A 20,528-nucleotide genomic window follows, 5' to 3' on the forward strand; every position below is an offset into this window, starting at 1 on the left:
ATCCGACCTCAACGCACCGGGATCCGGCTCTGCGCCCAGCGCTGGAGCCGGTTGACGGCGAAGATGATGACGAAGGAGACGACGAGCATGACCACCGCGATGGCGGTCGCATCGGCGTAGCGGAATTCGGAGAGCCGGATCACGATCAGGAGCGGCGCGATCTCGGACACGTTCGGCAAATTGCCGGCGATGAAGATCACCGAGCCGTATTCGCCGACCGCACGGGCGAAGGCGAGCGCGAGCCCCGTCAGCAGTGCCGGCCCGAGCGAAGGTAGGATCACGCGAATGATGGTCTGCCAGCGGCTCGCCCCTAAACTGCCGGCGGCCTCCTCGATCTCGGGATCGAGATCCTGGAGCACCGGCTCCACGGTGCGGACGACGAAGGGGATGCCGATGAAGATCATGGCGACGAAGATGCCGACCGGCGTGAACGCCACCTTGATGCCGGCCGCGGCAAGCGGCGCGCCCAGCCAACCCTTCTCGGCAAACAGGGCGGTCAGCGCGACACCGGCGACCGCGGTCGGCAACGCGAACGGCACGTCGACGATGGCATCGAACAACCGCCGCCCGGGGAAGCGGTAGCGCACCAAGGCCCAGACGATGATGCTGCCCATCACCAGGTTGACGCAGGCCGCCGCGAAGGCGAGGCCGAACGAGACGCGAAGCGCGTTCAGGGTGCGGCGGCTGGAAAGAATGTTCCAGAACTGCTCGGGGCTGAGCTCGAGCGATTTCAGGAACAGGCCAGCGAGCGGAATCAGGATGATAACGGACAGCCAGGAAAGCGTCAGTCCCATGGTGAGACCGAAGCCCGGCAACGTCCGGCGTCGTAAAGCGATTGCGCTCACCAAGCCCCCTGCTAAAGCCCCTCCGACCGCACCCGATCAGTTCTTGTAGATCTGATCAAAGACGCCGCCGTCGGCAAAATGTTCCTTCTGCGCCTTGGCCCAGCCGCCAAACACATTGTCGATGGTGAACAGCTCGACCTTGGCGAAGGAATTTTCATACTTCTTGGCGATCTCGGGATCGCGCGGACGGTAGAAATTGCGCGCGGCGATCTCCTGACCTTCCTTGGTATACCAATATTGAAGGTAGGCGTCGGCGGCGTTCCGCGTGCCCTTTTTGTCGGCAACCTTGTCGACGATCGTAACCGGCGGCTCGGCCAGGATCGATTGCGGCGGCGCCACGATCTCGAATTTCGCGGGTCCAAATTCCTTCAAGGCAAGAAACGCCTCGTTCTCCCAGGCCAGCAGCACGTCGCCGACGCCGCGCTCGACGAAAGTCACGGTCGCGCCACGCGCTCCAGTGTCGAGCACCGGCACCTGCTGATAGAGTTTGCCGATGAAGTCCTTGGCCTTGTCGGCCGAGCCGAGCTTCTTCTGGGCATAGCCCCATGCCGCCAGATAGTTCCAGCGCGCGCCGCCCGAGGTCTTCGGGTTCGGCGTGATCACGGCGACGCCCGGCTTGAGCAGATCGTCCCAGTCCTTGATGCCCTTGGGATTGCCCTTGCGCACCAGGAACACGATGGTCGAGGTATAGGGTGATGAATTCTGCGGCAGCCGCTTCTGCCAGTCGGGCGCGGTGAGACCCTTGCTCGCGATGGCATCGATGTCATAGGCGAGCGCGAGCGTCACCACATCGGCCTGCAACCCGTCGATCACCGCGCGCGCCTGCGATCCGCTGCCGCCGTGCGACTGCTTGATCTCGACGCTCTTGCCGGTCTCCTTCTGATAGGCAGCTGCGAACGCCTTGTTGAATTCGGCATAAAGTTCGCGCGTCGGATCGTACGACACGTTCAAGAGATTGATGTCAGCGGCGAAAGCCGAGCTTGCCAAGAAGCCTGTCAGAATCAGGCCTGCCGCGAGCGGAACGATACGGCGCATCATGTCCATCTCCATTCACTTCGAGGACCTCAGTGTCAACGAAGGCGTGCAGACATAACTCGGGGCCAAACACGTTCAAGTCAACGGAACCGGATTTCCTTGTTCGTAGCGTGGCAGCCTAGCTGTGCTACGAAATCTTCATCGTGTGAATGCCGCATTCTGTCTTGGCGCGGCCGCGCCACCGGCCGGCACGTTCGTCCTCGCCCGCGGCCGTCCGGCTGGTGCACGGCATGCATCCAACGGACAGAAATCCGGACGCAGCCAAAGGATGCCGCGGCAATTTGGCGCGGACGAAGATCGCCTCGATCTCCTCGCGCGAGACATTGGCGAACGGATTGAACTTCAACCGCGCGCCGTCGTCCTCGACCACCGGAATATCGGCGCGGGCATTGCCTTGAAAACGCTTGCGGCCATTGAGCCAGGCCGAAAACGGCTTGAGCGCACGCGCCAGAGGTTCCACCTTGCGAATGCGGCAGCAGGCGTCCGGATCGGAGAACCACAAGTCGCGGTCGGGATCCTCGCGCGATAGCGTCTCCTCGAGCGGCTTGATCGAGCGGACATCTTTCAGGCCCAACGTTGCGATCAGCGTGTCGCGATAGGCCAGCGTCTCCTCGAACAGCCAGCCGGTATCGAGAAAGACCACGGGAATCGCCGGATCGACATCCGCCATCACCTTGAGCAGCGTCGCCGATTCCGTGCCGAATGAGGACACCAGCGCGAGCTTCTCGCGGCCAACCGCCTTCAGGGCTGCGGCGATGACCTCCGAGGGCGACGCATCGCGCAGCGCGCGATCCTGCTCCTCCGCCGAGGGCAGTCCGGAGACTGACGATACCTGAGATGCGACTGCGTTCACGTGCCGACACCTTCCGAGTGACGCAGCTGCATGCGCCGGTGCAGCGCGGTGATCCGGCCATCACCGGTCGGCTGGTAGAATACCGAGTAGCGCTTTGCGGTCTGCATGAAGGCCTCCGCGTCCGCCTGCTTCTTGACCTCGAAGCAATCGAAGCCGGCGCGCAGCATGAATACGAACTGGTCGCGCAGCACTTGGCCGGTGGCACGCAACTCGCCGCGATAGTCATAACGCTCGCGCAGCAGCCGGGCCTGGCTGTAGGCGCGCCCGTCGCGGAACGTCGGGAACACCAGCGCGACGGCGGCGATCCTGCCGAGATAGGGCACCAGCTCGGCGATATCGCGGTTGTTCGGCCAGATCACGCCGACCTTGCCGCCGCGCTTGAGCAACGCGTCCGCATCGCCTAGGAAGCGCTCGGCCGGCACCAGGATGTCGCCGCCCTCGGGCAGCGGCGTGTCGACGGCGAGCTTGACGAAACTGTCGTCGGCGATCTTTCCGCCGTTAACGAGTGGCATAGACACGCTCCTTGAAGGGTTCGACGCCGAGGCGCTTCACCGTATCGATGAACAGCTCTTCGGGCCGCTCACGCAGCGCGAGATAGGCTTCCACAACGTCTTCGATGACGTCGGCGACCTCGTCGAACTTGACGCCGGGGCCGATCAGATTGCCGAGCGCAGCACTCTCGTCGGCGCGACCGCCGATGGTGATCTGGTAGACCTCCTCGCCGTTCTTCTCGACGCCGAGAATGCCGATATGACCGACATGGTGATGGCCGCAGGCATTGATGCAGCCGGAGATGTTGATGTGCAGCCGGCCGATCAGGTTGGCGAGCTCGTGATTGGAAAAGCGCCGCGTCAGCTCCTGCGCGATCGGGATCGAGCGCGCGTTCGCCAGCGAGCAATAGTCGAGTCCGGGGCAGGCGATGATGTCGGTGATCAGGTTGACGTTCGGTGTCGCCAGGCCGAGCCTGTTGAGCGCCTTCCACAGCGCCGGCAGGTCGCGCTTGGCGACGTGCGGCAGCGCCAGATTCTGCTCGTGGCCGACACGGATCTCGCCGAAGGAATATTTGTCGGCGAGATCAGCCAGTGCGTCCATCTGCTCGGCGGTGGCATCGCCCGGAGGCGCGCCGATCGGCTTCAGGGAGACCGTGACGATGGAATAGCCCTGCACCTTGTGCGGAGCGACGGAGTTCTTGCGCCACGCTTCGAAGCCGGGATCGGCCGCGGCCTGGCGCAGCTCGTCCGGCATATGCGGCAGCTTTTCGTAAGCCGGATAAGTGAAGCGCGAGCGGATGTCCTCGATCACCTCGTCGTCGATCTGAAGCGAGGAATTGCGAATGTGCTGCCACTCATCCTCGACCTCGCGCGAGAACTTCTCGATGCCGAGCTCGTGCACCAGGATCTTGATGCGCGCCTTGTAGATGTTGTCGCGGCGGCCGTACTGGTTGTAGACGCGCAGGATGGCCTCGATGTAGCTGAGGATATCGCGGCCGTGCACGAAGTGCTTGATGGTCTTGCCGATGAACGGCGTGCGGCCGAGGCCGCCGCCGACCAGCACCTCGAAGCCGGTCTCGCCCTTTTCGTTCTTGATCAGCTTCAGCCCGATATCGTGGATCTTGATCGCGGCACGATCGTGATCCGACGCGGTGATCGCGATCTTGAACTTGCGCGGCAGGAATGAGAATTCCGGATGCAGCGTAGTGTGCTGGCGGATCAGCTCCGACCAGATGCGGGGATCCTCGATCTCGCCGGGTGCGACGCCGGTCCACTGGTCCGAGGTGACGTTGCGCATGTTGTTGCCGGAGGTCTGCATCGCATGGATGCCGACTTCGGCGAGATCAGCCAGCGCATCCGGCAGCTCGGCGAGCTTGATCCAGTTGAACTGGATGTTCTGCCGCGTGGTGAAATGGCCGTAGCCGCGATCGTATTTGCGCGCGACATGAGCGAGCGCCCGCAACTGGTTCGACGCCAGCGTGCCGTAGGGGATGGCGACGCGGAACATGTAGGCGTGCAATTGCAGATAGACGCCGTTCTGCAGGCGCAGGATCTTGAATTCGTCCTCGGTGAGCTCGCCCGAGAGGCGGCGCTTCACCTGGTCGCGGAATTCCGAGACGCGCTCGTTGACGAGCGTGCGGTCGATTTCGTCGTAAGCATACATCAGAGAGTGCCTTAAACCTGGACCGGCGACCCGATCGTCACACCGGTGCGGCGGATCTGTTCGCGCAGATTGCCGGGCTGGACCTTGCCGTCCTCGCCGATCCGCACCGGCGCGATATAGGGACCGATCGCGCCGACGTCATCGGCGACGGACTCGGCGAGCAACGCTTTCGCCTCGTCTGAGTTGCGCACGATCGCGGCTTCCGACAGCTCTGCGGACCAGCCATTGGCGGCGGTGCGGTAGACCACGATGCCGTCCCAAGTACGGTTGGCGGTCACGACCGAGGGGCCGGCGATTTTGATTTTCTTCTGTTCAAGCGGAGAGGTCATTCGGCTGCATCCAGGAGGTCAGAGATGATTTGCTTTGGGGTTTTCTCGGAAGTTTCGCGGCGCAGGGAGCCGGCATGCCGGACCACGTCGCCGATGATGAGAATGGCGGGACCACCGTTGATCCGCCGCACGAGCTCGGGCAGGTCGCGGAGCGTGCCGATGGCGCCTTGAGCATCGGGACGCGTGACGCGGGCGAACACGCCGACCGGCGTTTCCGGCGAGCGGCCCGCCGCGAACAGGCCCTCGCGTATGGCGGGCGCAGCGGTCATGCCCATGTAGACCACGACGGTCATTTTGGTGTCGGTCAGCGTCGACCAGTCCACGGCTTCCGCATCGCGCGCCTTGTGCGCGGTGAGGAAGGTAATGCGGGTCGCCTCATGACGGTAGGTCAGCGGCACTTCGAAATCGGCGGCACCACCGAGTCCAGCGGTGATGCCGGGAACGATCGAATAGGCGACACCGGCCGCACGCAGGGCTTCGATCTCTTCGCCGCCACGGCCGAACACGAAGGGATCGCCGCCCTTCAGCCGAACCACGCGCTGGCCCGCCTGTGCAGCCTCGATCATGCGCTTGTTGATGGCGTCCTGGCCGATGCCGGGCCTGCCGACGCGGCGGCCGACCGGAATGCGCGCGGTGTCGCGGCGGATGCGGTCGAGAATCTCAGGCGAAACCAGCTCGTCATGAAAGACGATATCGGCATCCTGGAGCGCGCGCAGCGCCTTGATGGTCAATAGATCGGGATCGCCGGGACCGGCACCGACCAGCGCGACGGAGCCTTCCGGCTTCTCCGCGCGCGCGAAGGCGGACGGATCTGAAATCTTCCCAAGCGCGGCTTCCGCCTCGCCCTTGCGGCCGGCAAGCACGGCGGCGCCGATCGGACCGTCGATCACGCGCTCCCAGAAGCGCCGGCGCAACGGAAACTCGGCGATGCGCTCGTTGATGGATTTGCGGAAGGCGCCGATGAACTCGGCGAGTTCGCCGATGCGCGCCGGCAGCAGCGCCTCGATCTTCTCACGCACGCGCCGCGCCACCACCGGCGACGTTCCGCCGGTGCCGACCGCGACCACGACCTCGCCGCGATCGACAATGGCCGGGAAGATGAAGCTGGAGTGCTCGAGGTCGTCCATGACGTTGACGGGCAGGCCCAGAGCCTTGGCGCGGGCCGACATCGCCACGCCGACATCGCCCGCGCCCGCGCAAACGATGGCGATGACGCCTGAGAGATCGGCGGTGAGCGGATCGCCGGACACGACTTCGATGCGCGTCGCGTCCGCGGAGCTGAGACTCAGATCATGATTGCCGTCGATCGCATGCACGCGAATGCGCGCGCCGGCAGCAGCGAGCACGCGCAGCTTGGCGCGCAAAAGCTCACCCGCGCCGATGAGGACCACCGGACCGGCCTTGAGATCGAGAAACACCGGCAAGAACCGCATGCGATACTCGCTTCCCCCACATCCGGGGTTGACTGGAATTATTTTCTATATATGTCTCGTTTCGAGCGCGCAAAGAGAAATTTTTTTCTTCTCTCCCGCGCTGCAACTATAGAATTTTCGCCTCCAAACGCAAAGTGGCAGAGATGCATCTTCTCAAGGACGATTCCGCGGCTGATCGACTGAGCAGCCCCGCGTTCACCGAGCGCGCACGTGCTCAAGAATTTTCTGCTGAACTTGCCCCTAGCATGGACCATCTCGACCAGCTCGAGGCGCAGAGCATCTATATCTTCCGCGAGGCCTTTGCCCGGTTGAAGAAGATCGCCCTGCTGTGGTCGCTCGGCAAGGACTCCAATGTCATGATCTGGCTGGCGCGCAAGGCGTTCTTCGGCCGCTTGCCGTTCCCGGCCCTTCATGTCGACACCGGCAAGAAGTTTCCGGAGATGTATCGCTTCCGCGATCACTACGGCAAGGAGTGGGAGCTCGACCTGCGCGTCGAGCCCTGCCCGCCGATCGATGCCGTCGACCCGACGCTGCCGCCTGCGGCCCGTTCTGCCGCGCGCAAGACCGAAGGGCTGAAGATGGCGCTGGCCAAATCCGGCTTTGACGGCCTGATCGCCGGCATTCGCCGTGACGAGGAGGCGACGCGGGCCAAGGAGCGCGTGTTCTCGCCGCGCGGGCTCGAAGGCAATTGGGACGTGCGCGACCAGCCGCCGGAGTTCTGGGATCATTTCAACGCCTCGCCGCCGCAGGGCGCGCATCTGCGCATCCATCCGATCCTGCATTGGACCGAGGCCGACATCTGGGCCTACACCAAGCGCGAGAACATCCCGATCATCCCGCTTTATCTCTCGCAGAACGGCAAGCGCTATCGCTCGCTGGGCGACCAGGACATCACCAATCCGGTGAATTCGACCGCATCGACCATCGACGAGATCCTGATCGAGCTCGAACAGACCAAGGTGCCGGAGCGCGCGGGGCGTGCGCTCGACCACGAGACCGAGGATGCTTTCGAGCGTCTGCGCGTCGCCGGCTATCTCTGATCAAGGACGCATCGCGGCTATGAACATGATCGTCACGTCTGCCTCGCCCGCCACCCCGAACGGCACGACGCGGCCGCAGGTCCGCATCGTCATCGTCGGCCACGTCGACCACGGCAAGTCGACACTGGTCGGCCGGCTTTTGCATGAGACCGGCAGCCTGCCCGACGGCAAGCTCGAAATGCTCAAAGCCGTCAGCGCGCGGCGCGGCATGCCGTTCGAATGGTCGTTCCTGCTCGATGCGCTGCAGACCGAGCGCGACCAGGGCATCACCATCGACACCACGCAGATCCGCTTCCGGACCAATTCGCGCGACATCGTGCTGATTGACGCGCCCGGCCACGCCGAATTCCTGCGCAACATGATCACCGGCGCCTCGCAGGCCGACGGCGCGGTGCTGATCATCGACGCGCTCGAAGGCGTACGCGACCAGACTCGCCGGCACGGTTATCTCCTGCATCTGCTGGGCGTGAAGCAGGTCGCGATCGTCGTCAACAAGATGGACCGCGTCGACTTCGCCGCCGAACGTTTCAAGGCCATCAGCGACGAGATCTCGGCGCATCTGCAAGGCCTCGGCGTGACGCCGACCGCTGTGATTCCGATCTCCGCGCGCGACGGCGACGGCGTCGCCGAGCGCACCGACCGCATCTCCTGGTACAGGGGACCGACGGTGGTGGAGGCGCTGGACCGGCTGGAGCCAGCGCGACCGCTCGAGGCGCTGGCGCTGCGTTTGCCGGTGCAGGCGATCTACAAGTTCGACGATCGCCGCATCGTCGCCGGGCGCATCGAATCCGGCAGCCTGGTTGCCGGCGATGAGATCGTGATCATGCCGGCCGGCAAGATCGCCAGGATCAAGTCGGTCGAGAGCTGGCCGGTGACGCCGGTCGCCGGACGTCAGGGCGCCGGCCGCTCGGTCGGCATCACGCTCGACCGCGAGCTGTTCGTCGAGCGCGGCGACATCATCGCGCATGCAAGCGCCGCCCCGCGCGAGACGCGGCGGCTACGCGCACGCATCTTCTGGCTGCACGACAAGCCGCTCGCCAAGGGCGACCAGCTGCTGGTGCGCTGCGGCCCGAAGGAAAGCCGCGCCACCGTGGTCGCGATCGAGAAGGCGGTCGATCCCGGCGAGCTTTCGAGCGTCGAGAACAAGGCGATCGGGCGCAACCATGTCGGCGAGATCGATATCTCGCTGTCCCATCCGATCGCGACCGATCCCTACACCGAGAATCCGCGCACCGGGCGCCTCGTGATCGAGGTCTCCGGACGCATCGCCGGCGGCGGCCTGGTGCTGTCGGTCGATGCCGGCCAGCGCGCCGAGCCGGTCGACATCGTGCCGGTGGAGTCCGCGCTGCGGCTGGATGAGCGCTCCGCACGCTATCGCCACAACGGCGCGGTGGTCTGGCTCACCGGCCTGCCGGCGTCCGGCAAGTCGACGCTGGCGAAGGCGCTGGAGCGGCGGCTCTTCACCAACGGCGGCTCTCCGATCCTGCTCGACGGCGACACGGTGCGGGCCGGCCTCAACAGCGATCTCGGTTTCTCAGCCGCCGACCGCAGCGAGAACATCCGCCGTCTCGCCGAAGTCGCTACGCATCTTGCCCGCAACGGCCATATCGCGATCGTCGCCGCGGTCTCGCCCGCACGCGAGGACCGCGCCACCGCACGCCGTATCGCCGATACCGCGTTCCGCGAGATCCACGTCGCGACACCGGCCGAGGTGTGCGAGGAGCGCGACCCCAAGGGCCACTACAAGAAGGCCCGCGCGGGAGCGCTCGCGTCCTTCACCGGCATCGGCAACGATTACGAGAAGCCCGAGGCGGCCGAGCTCGTGATCGACACCGCCACGCGTTCGGTCGCAGATGCGACCGATGCCATCGAGCAGATGCTGAAGAGCACCGGCGTGCTGTTCGACGAGGTCGTGGATCTGGCCGCGAATATTTGAATGTTTGAAGAGCGCATTGTTGCGCCACACCACCGGTGTCGTCCTGGCGAAGGCCAGGACCCTTACCGCGGGATCTAACCGTAAGACACGGTGGCAATACCGGACGGCGAGTCTTCGCCAAACTCCTTCCTGGGGTAATGGGTCCTGGCTTTCGCCAGGACGACGCCGGTGAGAGGGCGTGCCTGTTATTTTCGCATCGGACGCGAAGACGCGGTCCGACCGGACGCCACCTCGCCTTGACATTTTGACAGACCTCGGGGGCCTTCTCACGGCCTCGATTTTGAGGCTAATAGAGCCCCGAAAGCCGTCCTTTGCGGGCGCATTTTGCTGCTGTCGGGTCAAAAGCAGCCAAAAACAGCCATTTCCAACAAGAAAGCCCATCATGGAACGCGTCGACGCCCACGGACTGAAGATCGCCCCCGTCCTGTTCGATTTCATCGCCAAGGAAGCGGCCCCGAATACCGGCATCGCACCCGACGCGTTCTGGGCCGGGCTGGCCGCCATCGTCAAGGAGCTGGGGCCGAAGAACCGCGCGCTGCTGGCGGTCCGCGACACGCTGCAAGCCAAGATCGACGACTGGCATCGCGCCAACAAGGGCAAGCCGTTCGACATCAACGCCTACACCGCCTTCCTGAAGGAGATCGGCTATCTCCTGCCCGAGCCGGCGACCCAGAAGGTCGAAACGGCAAACATTGACGAGGAGATCGGCAAGATCTGCGGCCCGCAACTCGTCGTGCCCCTGACCAATGCGCGCTATGCGCTGAACGCGGCAAATGCACGCTGGGGCTCGCTGTACGATGCCTTCTACGGCACCGATGCGATTCCGCACGATGCCGCCGACACTGGCAAGGGCTACAACAAGGCGCGCGGCGACAAGGTGATCGCCAAGGCCAAGGCGTTCCTCGATGCCGCCGTGCCGCTCGCGACCGGCAGCCACACCGACGTCACCGCCTATAGCGTGGTCGCCGGCCAGCTCGCGGTGAAGCTGAAGAGCGGCAACGCCACCGCGCTGAAGAACGCGGCGCAGTTTGCCGGCTTCCAGGGCTATGTGGCCGCACCTTCCGCAGTGCTACTGGTCAACAACGGCCTGCACGTCGAGGTCAAGATCGACCGCAACAACATGATCGGCAAGGACGATCCGGCCGGCGTCGCCGACATGATCATGGAGTCCGCGGTCTCCACCATCCTCGACATGGAAGACTCGGTTGCCGCGGTCGATGCCGAGGACAAGGTGCTGGTCTACCGCAACACGCTCGGCCTGATGAACGGCACGCTCTCGGCCGATTTCGAGAAGGGCGGCAAGACGCTGACGCGTTCGCTCAACACCGACCGCTCCTACAAGACGCCAGACGGCAAGGGCGAGGTGACGCTGCATGGCCGCAGCCTGCTGCTGATGCGCAATGTCGGCCATCACATGTTCACTGACGCGGTGCTGGACGAGAACGGAGAGGAGATTCCGGAAGGCCTGCTCGATGCCGCCGTCTCCGGCCTGCTTGCGATTCATGACCTGAAGGGCAACTCCAAGGTCAAGAACAGCCGCACCGGCTCGGCCTATATCGTCAAGCCGAAGATGCACGGCCCGGACGAGGTGTCGCTGACCTGCGAGATATTCGACCGCGTCGAGAAGATGCTGGGCCTTCCCGAGAACACGATGAAGGTCGGCATCATGGACGAGGAGCGGCGCACCACCGTCAATCTCAAGGCCTGCATCCAGCGCGCCTCTAAGCGCATCATGTTCATCAACACAGGCTTCCTCGACCGCACCGGCGACGAGATCCACACCTCGATGGAGGCGGGTCCGATGATCCGCAAGAACGAGATGAAGGCGCAGGCCTGGATCAAGGCCTATGAGGACTGGAATGTCGACATGGGCCTGATCGACGGCCTGCCCGGCCACGCCCAGATCGGCAAGGGCATGTGGGCGGCGCCGGACAAGATGGCGGACATGCTGGCCCAGAAGCTCGCCCATCCCCAGGCGGGCGCCACCACCGCCTGGGTGCCCTCGCCGACCGCGGCGACGCTGCACGCGCTGCACTACCACCAGGTCAATGTGATCGCGCGCCAGCAGGAGCTCACCAAGGGCGGGCCTCGCGCGAAGCTTTCAGACATCCTCACCATTCCGGTGTCGAAGTCGAACTGGGCGCCCGACGACGTCAAGCAGGAGATCGACAACAACTGCCAGGGCATCCTGGGTTACGTCGTGCGCTGGATCGATCAGGGCGTCGGCTGCTCCAAGGTGCCCGACATCCACGACGTCGGCCTGATGGAGGACCGCGCGACCTTGCGCATCTCCAGCCAGCACCTCGCCAATTGGCTGCACCAGGGCGTCATCACCGAAGCGCAGGTGATGGAATCCCTCAAGCGCATGGCCGTCGTCGTCGACAAGCAGAACGCCGGCGATGCACTCTATCAGCCGATGGCGCCCTCCTTCGACGGTGTCGCGTTCAAGGCGGCCTGCGACCTGATCTTCAAGGGGCGCGAGCAGCCGAACGGCTACACCGAATACATCCTCACTGCGCGCCGCCGCGAAGCGAAGGCAGGAGGCTGACGAGGATTGCATCGAGCGGGCGAAACGTCGCGGCGCGCGGCGGAACGGCCGCGCGCCGCTTGCGTTGTCGGGCCATCAACCAATGGGAGATGGTCATGGACTGGAATCGCATCGAAGGAAACTGGAAGCAGTTCAAGGGATCCGCCAAGGAGAAATGGGGCAAGCTCACTGACGATGATCTCAAATTGATCGAGGGCCGCCGCGAGCAACTGGAGGGCCGGCTCCAGCAACGCTACGGCAAGGCCAAGGACCAGGTGCGTCAGGATGTCGACGATTGGCTCAAGTCGCTGCATTGAAGCAGCCGCAAACAAAGCCCCAGCGCAAGCCGGGGCTTTTTCGTTGCGACAGCAACGGTGCGAGGGAAAGACCCTGCCCGCGCTAAAACACCGTCAGGTATTTCAGCAGCGACACGACGCCGATGATGATGACGACGACGCGCGCGATCTGCTTGGCACGGCCGTCCATCGGCAGCATGTTGATGAGATAGAGCACGAGAATGACGACGAGAAAGGTGACGAGTACACCGACCAGCATCGCAGAAGCCCCCCTTCAGGCAAATTGCTAACGGTGTCCTAACGCCTGTCGCCCGCGCTGGTTCCGTACAGGCAACCCATTGCAACTTATAGTAGTTACGCACTTCTACGATAGGCCGCCCACCTAAAACTTTACCCTTTTCGTTTCAGATGCCTGCTCGATACGCTCGACAAGCTCTCGAACATCCTGGCCGCCACCGTCAACCACCAGAACGGTGAGATCGACCAGCTGCTGTCGATCAAGCAGAACGCCTGGCTGCTCCGCAACACCGCGGGCGAAGCCTCGTTGATCGTTTCGCTCGGCGAGCTGGGTCCTGGCTCTCGCCTGGCTCTCGCCAGGACGACGATGCAGGAGCAGGAAGCGCGCCCTACTCCTTCGCCACCACCGGCACCTGGCGGAATTTAGCGCGGACTGACTCCGGCAGCGGCGAGAAGTTCATTGCGACACCGTGCCGGTCATTTGCGTTGCGGTTGGCGACCACCAGTCCGTCGGCGCCTGCGACGATGTCGCCCTTGCGCAAGGTGGGATCGTCTTCGACCTTGACCTGTGCGAGCCCGGCTGCGCTCTTGCCGTTGCAGGTGCAGCCCGCGACGATCTCACTACGATAGCGGAACGCATTCGGAAGTTCGGAATAGGATTTTCCGCCCTCGGTCGTGGCGTCGTCGATATTGCTGCCATACACCAGCGAGGTTTCGGCGGTCGGACAGAAGCTCTTGCAGGATTGCGCCTTGCTCTCGGCATCCGCGCCTTGCGCCGGGAAGTAGCGGCCATCGCAACCGCGCACGCAATAGGCGGCGCCGCCGCCATAGGCGGCCCGCTGTCGCGGGGAGTCGTAGCCCGGCATGTCGTCGCCCGGAAACGGCATCCGGATCTGTGGAGGCCGCGCTCCGAACGCGCCGAACAGCGCCGAGAAAAAATCCTCCGCCTGCGCCGACGGCGCCAGCACGAGTCCGAGAGAGGCGACGGTGAACAATGCCGCCGCGCCGCTAGCCAGCTTGCCGATCGAACATTTACCCATGTGGCCTCATTCAACTCCTAGTTCACCGACGACGCCGAGACGTTCAACGCCTGGCGGCCCGCGGGCAGCGTCGTCACCGCCGGGCGTTTGCGCTCACCGCCCCTCTCGTACCCCTTGGCCATCAGCGGCGCGTTCTTGGGCAGCACCACGACCTTGGCGCCGACGTTGACACGACCGAACAGGTCGATGACGTCCTCATTGGTCATGCGGATGCATCCGGAGGACACGAACTTGCCGATAGTGGTGGGATCGTTGGTGCCGTGGATGCGGAATTGGCTCGCGCCGAGATACATCGCGCGCGCACCGAGAGGGTTGCCGGGGCCGCCGGCAACGAAGCGGGGCAGATAGGGCTGACGCGCGATCATTTCCGCCGGCGGATGCCAGTCCGGCCACTCCGCCTTGCGCGCCACGCTTTGCACGCCTGACCAGGTGAAGCCGTCGCGACCGACCCCGACGCCGTAGCGGATGGCGCGGCCATTGCCGAGAACGTGATAAAGATAGGTGTTGCCGGTATCGATGACGATGGTGCCTGCCGGCTCGTTCTTGTCGAAGCTGACGATCTGCCTGCGCAGCCGATCGGGCAGCACGGCGTCCTCGTCGGCGGCCTGCGGCTCCTGGCGCGCGTAGCCCTGCGTATAGCTCGGGTCCCGCGGAAAGGCCTGCGACGGCATCGGCGGATAGCCAAACGTCTGTGCCTGTGCCGCGAAGGGCACTGTCAGCAAAGCTGTAGCAAAGGTAATAGTGGTGAGCACGCGCGGCGAGAGCCGGCGGCGAACTGCAAAGAATTTCGTCATGTGCTGCCCCGTTAGAGGGTGCATCTGGGTGATGCGCTGCCGTCTAAACGCGGCCGAGCCGACTCAAGTTCCGCCCCGGCATGCGGCAGCCATGTCACAGTCAAGCGAGCGCATCTTCACGAGGCCGCGATGGAACCCGTGTGGCGATCGCACGTTCTCGGCTTGTCGTGGGCGCGCGGGCCGAGGGGCTTCCGTGCCGGAGAGGTGTTGTGCGCGTCCTTCCCAGTGAACGTATGATCCCCGGCAACGGCGAAGGCAGCCCGCTTGCAGACAGTCATAGCGAACTGCCGCCGGTGATCCGTCGCACCGAATTCGTCGCCTTCTCGCTCGCCGGACTGCTCCTGATCGCCGTAGTCGCGGTGCTCTACGTCGGAAGGGCATTCTTTCTGCCCGTGGTGATGGCCTTTGTCATCGGCACCATGCTGTCTCCGGCAGCGACCTTTCTGGAAAAGCGGAAGGTGCCGCGGGGGCTCGCCTCCGTGCTGATCGTGGTCGCCGGGACCGCCGTGGTCAGCTTCGTTGTCGCGCTGATCGCTTCGCCTGTGATGGAATGGAGCGCCCGTCTGCCCGAACTCGGAGCAAAGCTGAAGGACAAGCTGCACGTGTTCGACCGGCCGCTTGCGCTCTGGCAGGAGCTGCAGACCCTGGTCGGCGGCTCGGACGGACTACCGAGCTTCCAGATGCCTAAATTCGAATGGGTGCAGCCAACGCTGGAATTCCTGTCGCCGACCTTCACCGAATTCGTGTTGTTCTTCGTCACACTCATCCTGTTCATCGCGAGCTGGCGCGATTTGCGGCGAGCGATAATCATGACTTTCAGCGATCACGACGCGCGGCTGCGTACGCTGCGAATCCTCAACGAGATCGAGGTCCGTCTCGGCAACTACCTCCTGACCGTCACCGTCATCAATGTCGGCGTCGGCATCGCCGCCGGGCTCGTTTGCGCGCTGACCGGCATGCCCAACCCGGCCGGGCTCGGCGCGCTTGCGGCGGCCCTCAATTTCATCCCGATCATCGGGCCGGTCGCCATGTTCGCCATTCTGGTCGTGGTGGGACTGGTCGCGTTCCCGACCATCGGCGGCGGCCTGATGGCGGCGCTTGCTTTTGGCGGCATCACCTTTCTGGAGGGACATTTCGTCACGCCGACCATCATCGGCCGACGGCTCGCGCTCAATGCGCTAGCCGTACTGCTGGCGCTGGCGTTCTGGACCTGGCTATGGGGCCCGATGGGCGCCTTCCTGTCGTCGCCGCTTCTGATCGTCGCGCTGATCTTGAAGGAGCATCTGTTGCCGCAGGATTCGCCGCAGCTTCCGCAGGACTGACCGGTTTCCGTGAACGGAACTTACCCGACGACGAAACGTTTTCCGGCTGCCTCAGTCGTCAATAGTTCGGAGCTCCCGATGTCTACGACCAATGCCGAATCCGGGATGAGAGACTGGACCGACAAAGCCAGCAGAGAACGCCTCGAGAAGGATATTTCAGCCGTGAAAAGCGATATCGCCGCCCTCACCGATCAGATCGCCGACGCGCTCAATACCTTTTCCAAGTCCACGAGCAAGCAGGCCCGCCGTGGCTATCGTCAGGCGCGCGAGAACATGGATTCCGCGATCGACGACATGTCCGAGCGCGGCAGCGCGATGATGGATGCTGCGCAAGACGCTTACGGATCGATCGAGGAGACGCTGGAAGATGCGATCACGCAGCGACCGCTCGCGACCGTCGCGCTCGCGCTGGGCATCGGTTTCCTGATCGGCGCCGCCTGGCGCCGGTAAGGCCCGCGAACGACCTCAAGACCGCGGCTGCAGCGCCGCCGAGGCGGCTTGTGGGCATTTGAGGAGCAAGGCCATGCTTCAGCGCATCATCGACGGGATCAGTGCATCAACCGGGACGACTGTCCGGCTGACATCGCTTGCCGCCGCCGCGGCATTCGCGCTGTTCGTGACGACATGCTTCCTCTGCGCCGCCGTCTTCATCTCGGTCCTGGAGAAATATGGTCCGGTTCAGGCCTGTCTCGCTGGCGCCGCCATCTTCTTTCTGCTGACGCTCACTTCCGCGGGCACCTATTGGGGCTACAAGCGCGAGGTGCAGAAGCGCGCCAAGATCGCGGCCGAGCGCGCCGCGAGATCGGCGGCGCAGAGCATGCTGGCCGACCCGATGCTGCTCGCGACGGGTGTGCAGATCGTTCGCGCCATCGGAGTCAAGCGGCTGCTGCCGATCCTTGCGATCGGTGGCATCGCACTCGGAATCATGGCGAGCCGCGCCGGCGCACCTGACGAGGCATCGGCTGAGCCTGCCGAGTAGCGGTCAGACCTCCGGACAGCAGGACGTCATCCAGGCAACGGGGCCGGGCGATCCGACGGCCGCGACTTGGGCCGCGGCTTGCGCAATTTTTCGGCAGCCGGACAGATCAGGCTCCATTCACGCAAACGCTACTCGGATAGGCGGGCGGTTGCCGCTAAAAGCGGCGCCCCTGATTCTAAAAGTCATTTTCCGCGATGAAACCGTCCGTCAAGGCGAACCTCTCCGCATTCCAACCCGACGCCAGGCTCTATCTGACGCTCGGCATCGCCAACTGGTCGATTTTCGTCGACCACATCCCGAACAACGTCGTCAACCTGCTGACGCTGCGAAATTTCGGCTTCAGCGGCGCTGCGGATCTGTTCGTGTTCGTGGTGGGCTACGGCGTTGCTATCATCCACGGCAGAATGGCGCTGGAGCGCGGCTACGTCGTCGCGGCGACACGCATTTTCCGCCGCGTCTGGCGGCTCTACGCCGCCTATGTCGTGCTGTTCGTGATCTATATCGACACCATCGCCTATGTCGCCTCGCAATCGATGGCGCCGGAGATCATTCACGAATACAACATCTCCGGCATTCTCGAGCACCCGCTGCGCATCCTCGTCCGCGGCCTGGTGCTGCAGGAAGAGCCGCTGAACCTCGATCTCCTGCAATTGATGATCCCGCTGATGGCGTTCTTTCCGTTTGCGCTGTGGGGGCTGCTGCGACGGCCGAACCTGACGCTGGCGGCATCGATCGCCCTGTATTTTGCGGCGCGCTGGTTCGACTGGAATTTCCGGCTCTATCCCGATCAGGAGTGGACCTTCAACCCGTTCTGCTGGCAGATGCTGATGGTGCTGGGCGGCTGGTTCGCCGTTACCGGTGCGTCAGGCCGCGCGCTGCATCGCATGTCCTGGCTGCGCGTGCTCGCGGGCGCCTATCTCGTGTTCGCGATGGCGATCACGGTGATGCGCCACTCGCCGGCGCTTGCCGCCCTCTTGCCGGAAATCGTGCTCAACAGCATCACGCCGACCGACAAGGAAAACCTCGCGCCTTATCGTGTGGTCCATTTCCTCGCGCTCGCTTTCCTCGCAACATATCTCGTCCCGGCCGACCATCCCGGCCTGCGATTGAGACCGCTTCAGGCGGTCATCAGATGCGGCGAGGAATGGCTCGCGGTGTTCTGCGTCGGCGTGTTCCTGTCCTTCGCCGGCCATCTGATCCTGATCACCGGCGCCAATCTGGTGGTGATGCAGATCGCCGTCAGCCTGGTCGGCTTCGCGGCGCTGGCTGCGGTCGCGTATTACATCTCCTGGTCGAAGCGGCAGGATCTGCCCGCGGCATTGCGACAGCAGGCCTGACCGCCGAGACGTCTCGATTCCGCTAGGCCCAAAGCTGCGGCTGCGCTATGCCGGGCGAAGGCGGCGTCTGTGCAAGGAGACCGGGCGTGGTGACGGCAAAAGGCGGGGGTGAAGAGGCCGACAGTGCGCCCCGGCGCGGCCGGCCGCGCTCGATCGAGACCACCAACGCCATTCTCGAAAGCGCCTATGCGCTGATGGCCGCCACGGGACCCACCGTCACCACGATCGACGCGGTGGCGCGCCACTCCAACGTCTCCAAGATGACGATCTACAAATGGTGGCCGTCGCGGGAGGCGCTGCTGATCGACGCCTTCCTGCACCATGCCGCGCAAATGCTGCCGCTCCCCCCAGTCGGTGCCGGCAGCCCCGCGGCGCGTGCGCGTCGTCATGCTGCGGCCTATGCCGAGGCGCTTCAGGGCGAGTTCGGAAAAGTGCAGCTTGCCGTCATCTCCGAATGCATCTCCCGGACCGGCTCGGCGGAGCTATTCTACGCACGCTATCTGCAACTGCGCCGCGACGCGCTGGTCGAGACGATCGCCGCAGGCCAGCGTGACGGCAGCATCCTGGCCGAGGGGCAGCCCGAGGATCTCTACGACGCGATCTATGGCAGCCTGTTCTACCGCTACGTCTTCGGCATTGCCCCGATCACGCCGAGCTACGCGCGGACCCTGGTCGACCTCGTGTTGCGGCCGAAGGACTAGCCGCGATCTATCTCACCGGCTGCGAAAACTTCTCGGTGCGGTCGCGCTCGGACATGTCGACGACCGTCTCCATCGGCGCGGTCAGCTCGTAGACGTAGGAGGCCTCGGTGAAGAACCGCTTGGCGGTGCCGCCGAGCGCTTCGGGCGCGACCCGGTCGAGCAGGATCAGGCCGAAATCGGAATCGGGGCGGCGCGTCGCCTCGCTGGTGTTGAACTCCTCCCAGCGGAATTGGAAGACCTCGCCAGGCGACTCGCCCGTCACCGTCCAGTTCGCGGTGATGTGCGGATGCTTGCCGACCAGTGACAAGCCCTCGTCCGAGTGCGAGGCGAGCTCGAAGAACAGCAGCGACAGGCTTTGCGCGGCGCGCGCGCTGACCGCGATGTCCGGGCCACTGACGGCGATGCGGTCGGCATGCGGAATGGCGCGCGCCTCGAACAGGCCCTTCAGCTTGACGCCCTGCCACTGGCTCTCGCTGAGCAGCGAAACGACATTGGACATCGCATGGATGCGGCCGATCAGCAGCTCGCGCGCGACGTCGATGTCGGAGCCATGACGCAGCGTCCGCGTCACGATCGACTGGATCACGGCCAGGATGTTCTTGACCCGGTGGTTGAGCTCGTCGATGACCGCCGTCAGCCGGCGCTCGAAACCAATTCTGACCTGGATTTCCCGGCTGAGCCGCAGATTGTTGTAGGCAACGTAGCCGAACAGGCCGCACACCATGGCGGTGATGGCGAAGCCGATCGCGGCCACGATGATCGCGGTCTGCTCGGCGCGTCGCGCCGAATTGGTCTTCGCGTAGTAGCCGAGCTGCCAGTCGCGGCCGCCGAAGCTCACGGTTCGCGTCGCCGACGGCACCGAGCCGTCCGGCTGCGCGTTGCGCGCGGAGACCACGCCCTGGTCGTTGGCGACCAGTTCGCCACCGTCCCTGCGCGGATCCTTGAGCGCGACCGAGAACAGCGACATGTCGTCATTGGTCAGCATCAGCGAAGCGAGCTCATAGGAAAAGGTGATGAAGCCGGCCGGCTCCACCGCGCCCTCGGGAATCACGGGAGCCGCCACGATGACGCCAATCGCTCCATTCCCACGCAGCAGAGCAACCGGATCGGAGGCAACCGACCGCTTCTCCACGCGGGCACGCGTCAGCATCGCGTTGCGAACCTGATCCTGATCATAGCTGCGGCCGGGCAACGTCTTGGTCTCGTCGCTGCGCGGCTCGAGATCCATCAGCACGTCGATCGGCCGGGTGACACTCGCCGGATCGATCGGTTTGTCGTCGTAGGTGCGGATCCGCGAGTTTGGGAAGCCGGCACCAGCGATGGCCGTCTGCGCTGCCGCCAGTTCGGTTGGCTTCAGCCGGGCGACCCAGCCGGCCACCACGAAATCGGTCTTGAAGGCGTAGATGGCCGAGCGCAGCGGCTCCAGCATGTTCGGCTTGATCACCGACGGCGCTCGGAACAGGCCGGAGGCGACACGCGCGAGCAGCTCGCGTTCGGTGAGCCGGTCCTGGACCAGGCTGGCATGAACGTCGATCGCGCGCGCCAGCGCGATCCGGTCCAACGCCAGCTCCTGATCGTGGACGCGATAAGCCGCAAGCCCGGAGAGCAGGGCTCCGAGCAGAGCGATGAAGCCGATGATGAAACCCAGCCGGACCACGCGATTACTCAGG

20 protein-coding genes are annotated in these 20,528 nt (G+C 64.4%); 9 read left to right on the forward strand and 11 right to left on the reverse strand.

The window, feature by feature from the left end:
- Nucleotides 1–8 precede the first annotated feature (8 nt).
- The 7 genes from cysT to cysG form a co-directional block, all read right to left on the reverse strand.
- Complete coding sequence (cysT, locus tag FXV83_RS10085) at nt 9–845, reverse strand: sulfate ABC transporter permease subunit CysT (RefSeq protein WP_187435801.1); 837 nt, start codon at nt 843–845, stop codon at nt 9–11.
- 36 nt (nt 846–881) lie between these two features.
- On the reverse strand, nt 882–1,883 hold the full coding sequence (locus tag FXV83_RS10090; RefSeq protein ID WP_235939364.1) for a sulfate ABC transporter substrate-binding protein: 1,002 nt from the start codon (nt 1,881–1,883) through the stop codon (nt 882–884).
- Nucleotides 1,884–2,007: 124 nt separating this feature from the next.
- Nucleotides 2,008–2,733 carry a phosphoadenylyl-sulfate reductase gene (locus FXV83_RS10095; RefSeq protein WP_148739024.1) on the reverse strand — a complete coding sequence of 242 codons (726 nt, stop codon included), beginning with the start codon at nt 2,731–2,733 and terminating at the stop codon, nt 2,008–2,010.
- On the reverse strand, nt 2,730–3,245 hold the full coding sequence (locus tag FXV83_RS10100; protein ID WP_148739025.1) for a DUF934 domain-containing protein: 516 nt from the start codon (nt 3,243–3,245) through the stop codon (nt 2,730–2,732). The genes FXV83_RS10095 and FXV83_RS10100 overlap by 4 nt, the downstream gene beginning before the upstream one ends.
- Nucleotides 3,232–4,887: a nitrite/sulfite reductase gene (locus FXV83_RS10105; RefSeq protein ID WP_148739026.1), complete on the reverse strand. Its 1,656-nt coding sequence runs from the start codon at nt 4,885–4,887 to the stop codon at nt 3,232–3,234. The genes FXV83_RS10100 and FXV83_RS10105 overlap by 14 nt, the downstream gene beginning before the upstream one ends.
- Before the next feature lie 11 nt (nt 4,888–4,898).
- Nucleotides 4,899–5,216 (reverse strand): DUF2849 domain-containing protein, encoded by a 318-nt coding sequence (locus FXV83_RS10110; protein ID WP_148739027.1) that lies wholly within the window; start codon nt 5,214–5,216, stop codon nt 4,899–4,901.
- Nucleotides 5,213–6,649: a siroheme synthase CysG gene (cysG, locus tag FXV83_RS10115; RefSeq protein WP_148739028.1), complete on the reverse strand. Its 1,437-nt coding sequence runs from the start codon at nt 6,647–6,649 to the stop codon at nt 5,213–5,215. The genes FXV83_RS10110 and cysG overlap by 4 nt, the downstream gene beginning before the upstream one ends.
- Nucleotides 6,650–6,894: 245 nt before the next feature.
- Between cysG and cysD the strand changes: the two genes are divergently transcribed.
- From cysD to FXV83_RS10140, 4 genes are all read left to right on the forward strand, one after another.
- Entirely contained in the window at nt 6,895–7,689 is a 795-nt protein-coding gene (cysD, locus tag FXV83_RS10120) for a sulfate adenylyltransferase subunit CysD (protein ID WP_148739029.1), read from the forward strand.
- Between the two features lie 19 nt (nt 7,690–7,708).
- Nucleotides 7,709–9,625 (forward strand): adenylyl-sulfate kinase, encoded by a 1,917-nt coding sequence (cysC, locus tag FXV83_RS10125; protein WP_148739030.1) that lies wholly within the window; start codon nt 7,709–7,711, stop codon nt 9,623–9,625.
- A 382-nt stretch (nt 9,626–10,007) separates the two neighbouring features.
- A complete protein-coding gene (locus FXV83_RS10135) occupies nt 10,008–12,173 on the forward strand; it encodes a malate synthase G (protein WP_148739031.1) in 2,166 nt (721 codons plus the stop codon).
- Nucleotides 12,174–12,268: 95 nt separating this feature from the next.
- A complete protein-coding gene (locus FXV83_RS10140; RefSeq protein WP_187435802.1) occupies nt 12,269–12,469 on the forward strand; it encodes a CsbD family protein in 201 nt (66 codons plus the stop codon).
- Nucleotides 12,470–12,551: 82 nt separating this feature from the next.
- Here the strand turns inward: FXV83_RS10140 and FXV83_RS10145 are convergent, their stop codons facing one another.
- From FXV83_RS10145 to FXV83_RS10155, 3 genes are all read right to left on the reverse strand, one after another.
- Entirely contained in the window at nt 12,552–12,707 is a 156-nt protein-coding gene (locus FXV83_RS10145) for a Thivi_2564 family membrane protein (RefSeq protein WP_011084288.1), read from the reverse strand.
- A gap of 367 nt (nt 12,708–13,074) precedes the next feature.
- Entirely contained in the window at nt 13,075–13,725 is a 651-nt protein-coding gene (locus tag FXV83_RS10150; RefSeq protein WP_148739033.1) for a DUF2865 domain-containing protein, read from the reverse strand.
- Nucleotides 13,726–13,742: 17 nt separating this feature from the next.
- On the reverse strand, nt 13,743–14,519 hold the full coding sequence (locus tag FXV83_RS10155) for a L,D-transpeptidase (RefSeq protein ID WP_187435803.1): 777 nt from the start codon (nt 14,517–14,519) through the stop codon (nt 13,743–13,745).
- A gap of 209 nt (nt 14,520–14,728) precedes the next feature.
- Between FXV83_RS10155 and FXV83_RS10160 the strand changes: the two genes are divergently transcribed.
- From FXV83_RS10160 to FXV83_RS10180, 5 genes are all read left to right on the forward strand, one after another.
- Entirely contained in the window at nt 14,729–15,841 is a 1,113-nt protein-coding gene (locus FXV83_RS10160; RefSeq protein ID WP_187435804.1) for an AI-2E family transporter, read from the forward strand.
- Nucleotides 15,842–15,919: 78 nt separating this feature from the next.
- Nucleotides 15,920–16,291, forward strand: coding sequence for an ElaB/YgaM/YqjD family protein (locus tag FXV83_RS10165; protein WP_148739035.1), 372 nt, complete (start codon nt 15,920–15,922; stop codon nt 16,289–16,291).
- Between the two features lie 73 nt (nt 16,292–16,364).
- On the forward strand, nt 16,365–16,820 hold the full coding sequence (locus tag FXV83_RS10170) for a hypothetical protein (RefSeq protein WP_148739036.1): 456 nt from the start codon (nt 16,365–16,367) through the stop codon (nt 16,818–16,820).
- Nucleotides 16,821–17,014: 194 nt separating this feature from the next.
- Nucleotides 17,015–18,157: an OpgC domain-containing protein gene (locus FXV83_RS10175; protein WP_148739037.1), complete on the forward strand. Its 1,143-nt coding sequence runs from the start codon at nt 17,015–17,017 to the stop codon at nt 18,155–18,157.
- 47 nt (nt 18,158–18,204) lie between these two features.
- A complete protein-coding gene (locus tag FXV83_RS10180) occupies nt 18,205–18,858 on the forward strand; it encodes a TetR/AcrR family transcriptional regulator (protein ID WP_148739038.1) in 654 nt (217 codons plus the stop codon).
- A gap of 7 nt (nt 18,859–18,865) precedes the next feature.
- Here FXV83_RS10180 and FXV83_RS10185 read toward each other — a convergent pair whose 3' ends face one another.
- Nucleotides 18,866–20,515 (reverse strand): CHASE domain-containing protein, encoded by a 1,650-nt coding sequence (locus FXV83_RS10185; protein ID WP_148739039.1) that lies wholly within the window; start codon nt 20,513–20,515, stop codon nt 18,866–18,868.
- Nucleotides 20,516–20,528 lie beyond the last annotated feature (13 nt).

The organism is Bradyrhizobium hipponense (assembly GCF_008123965.1).
GTDB classification, from domain to species: domain Bacteria; phylum Pseudomonadota; class Alphaproteobacteria; order Rhizobiales; family Xanthobacteraceae; genus Bradyrhizobium; species Bradyrhizobium hipponense.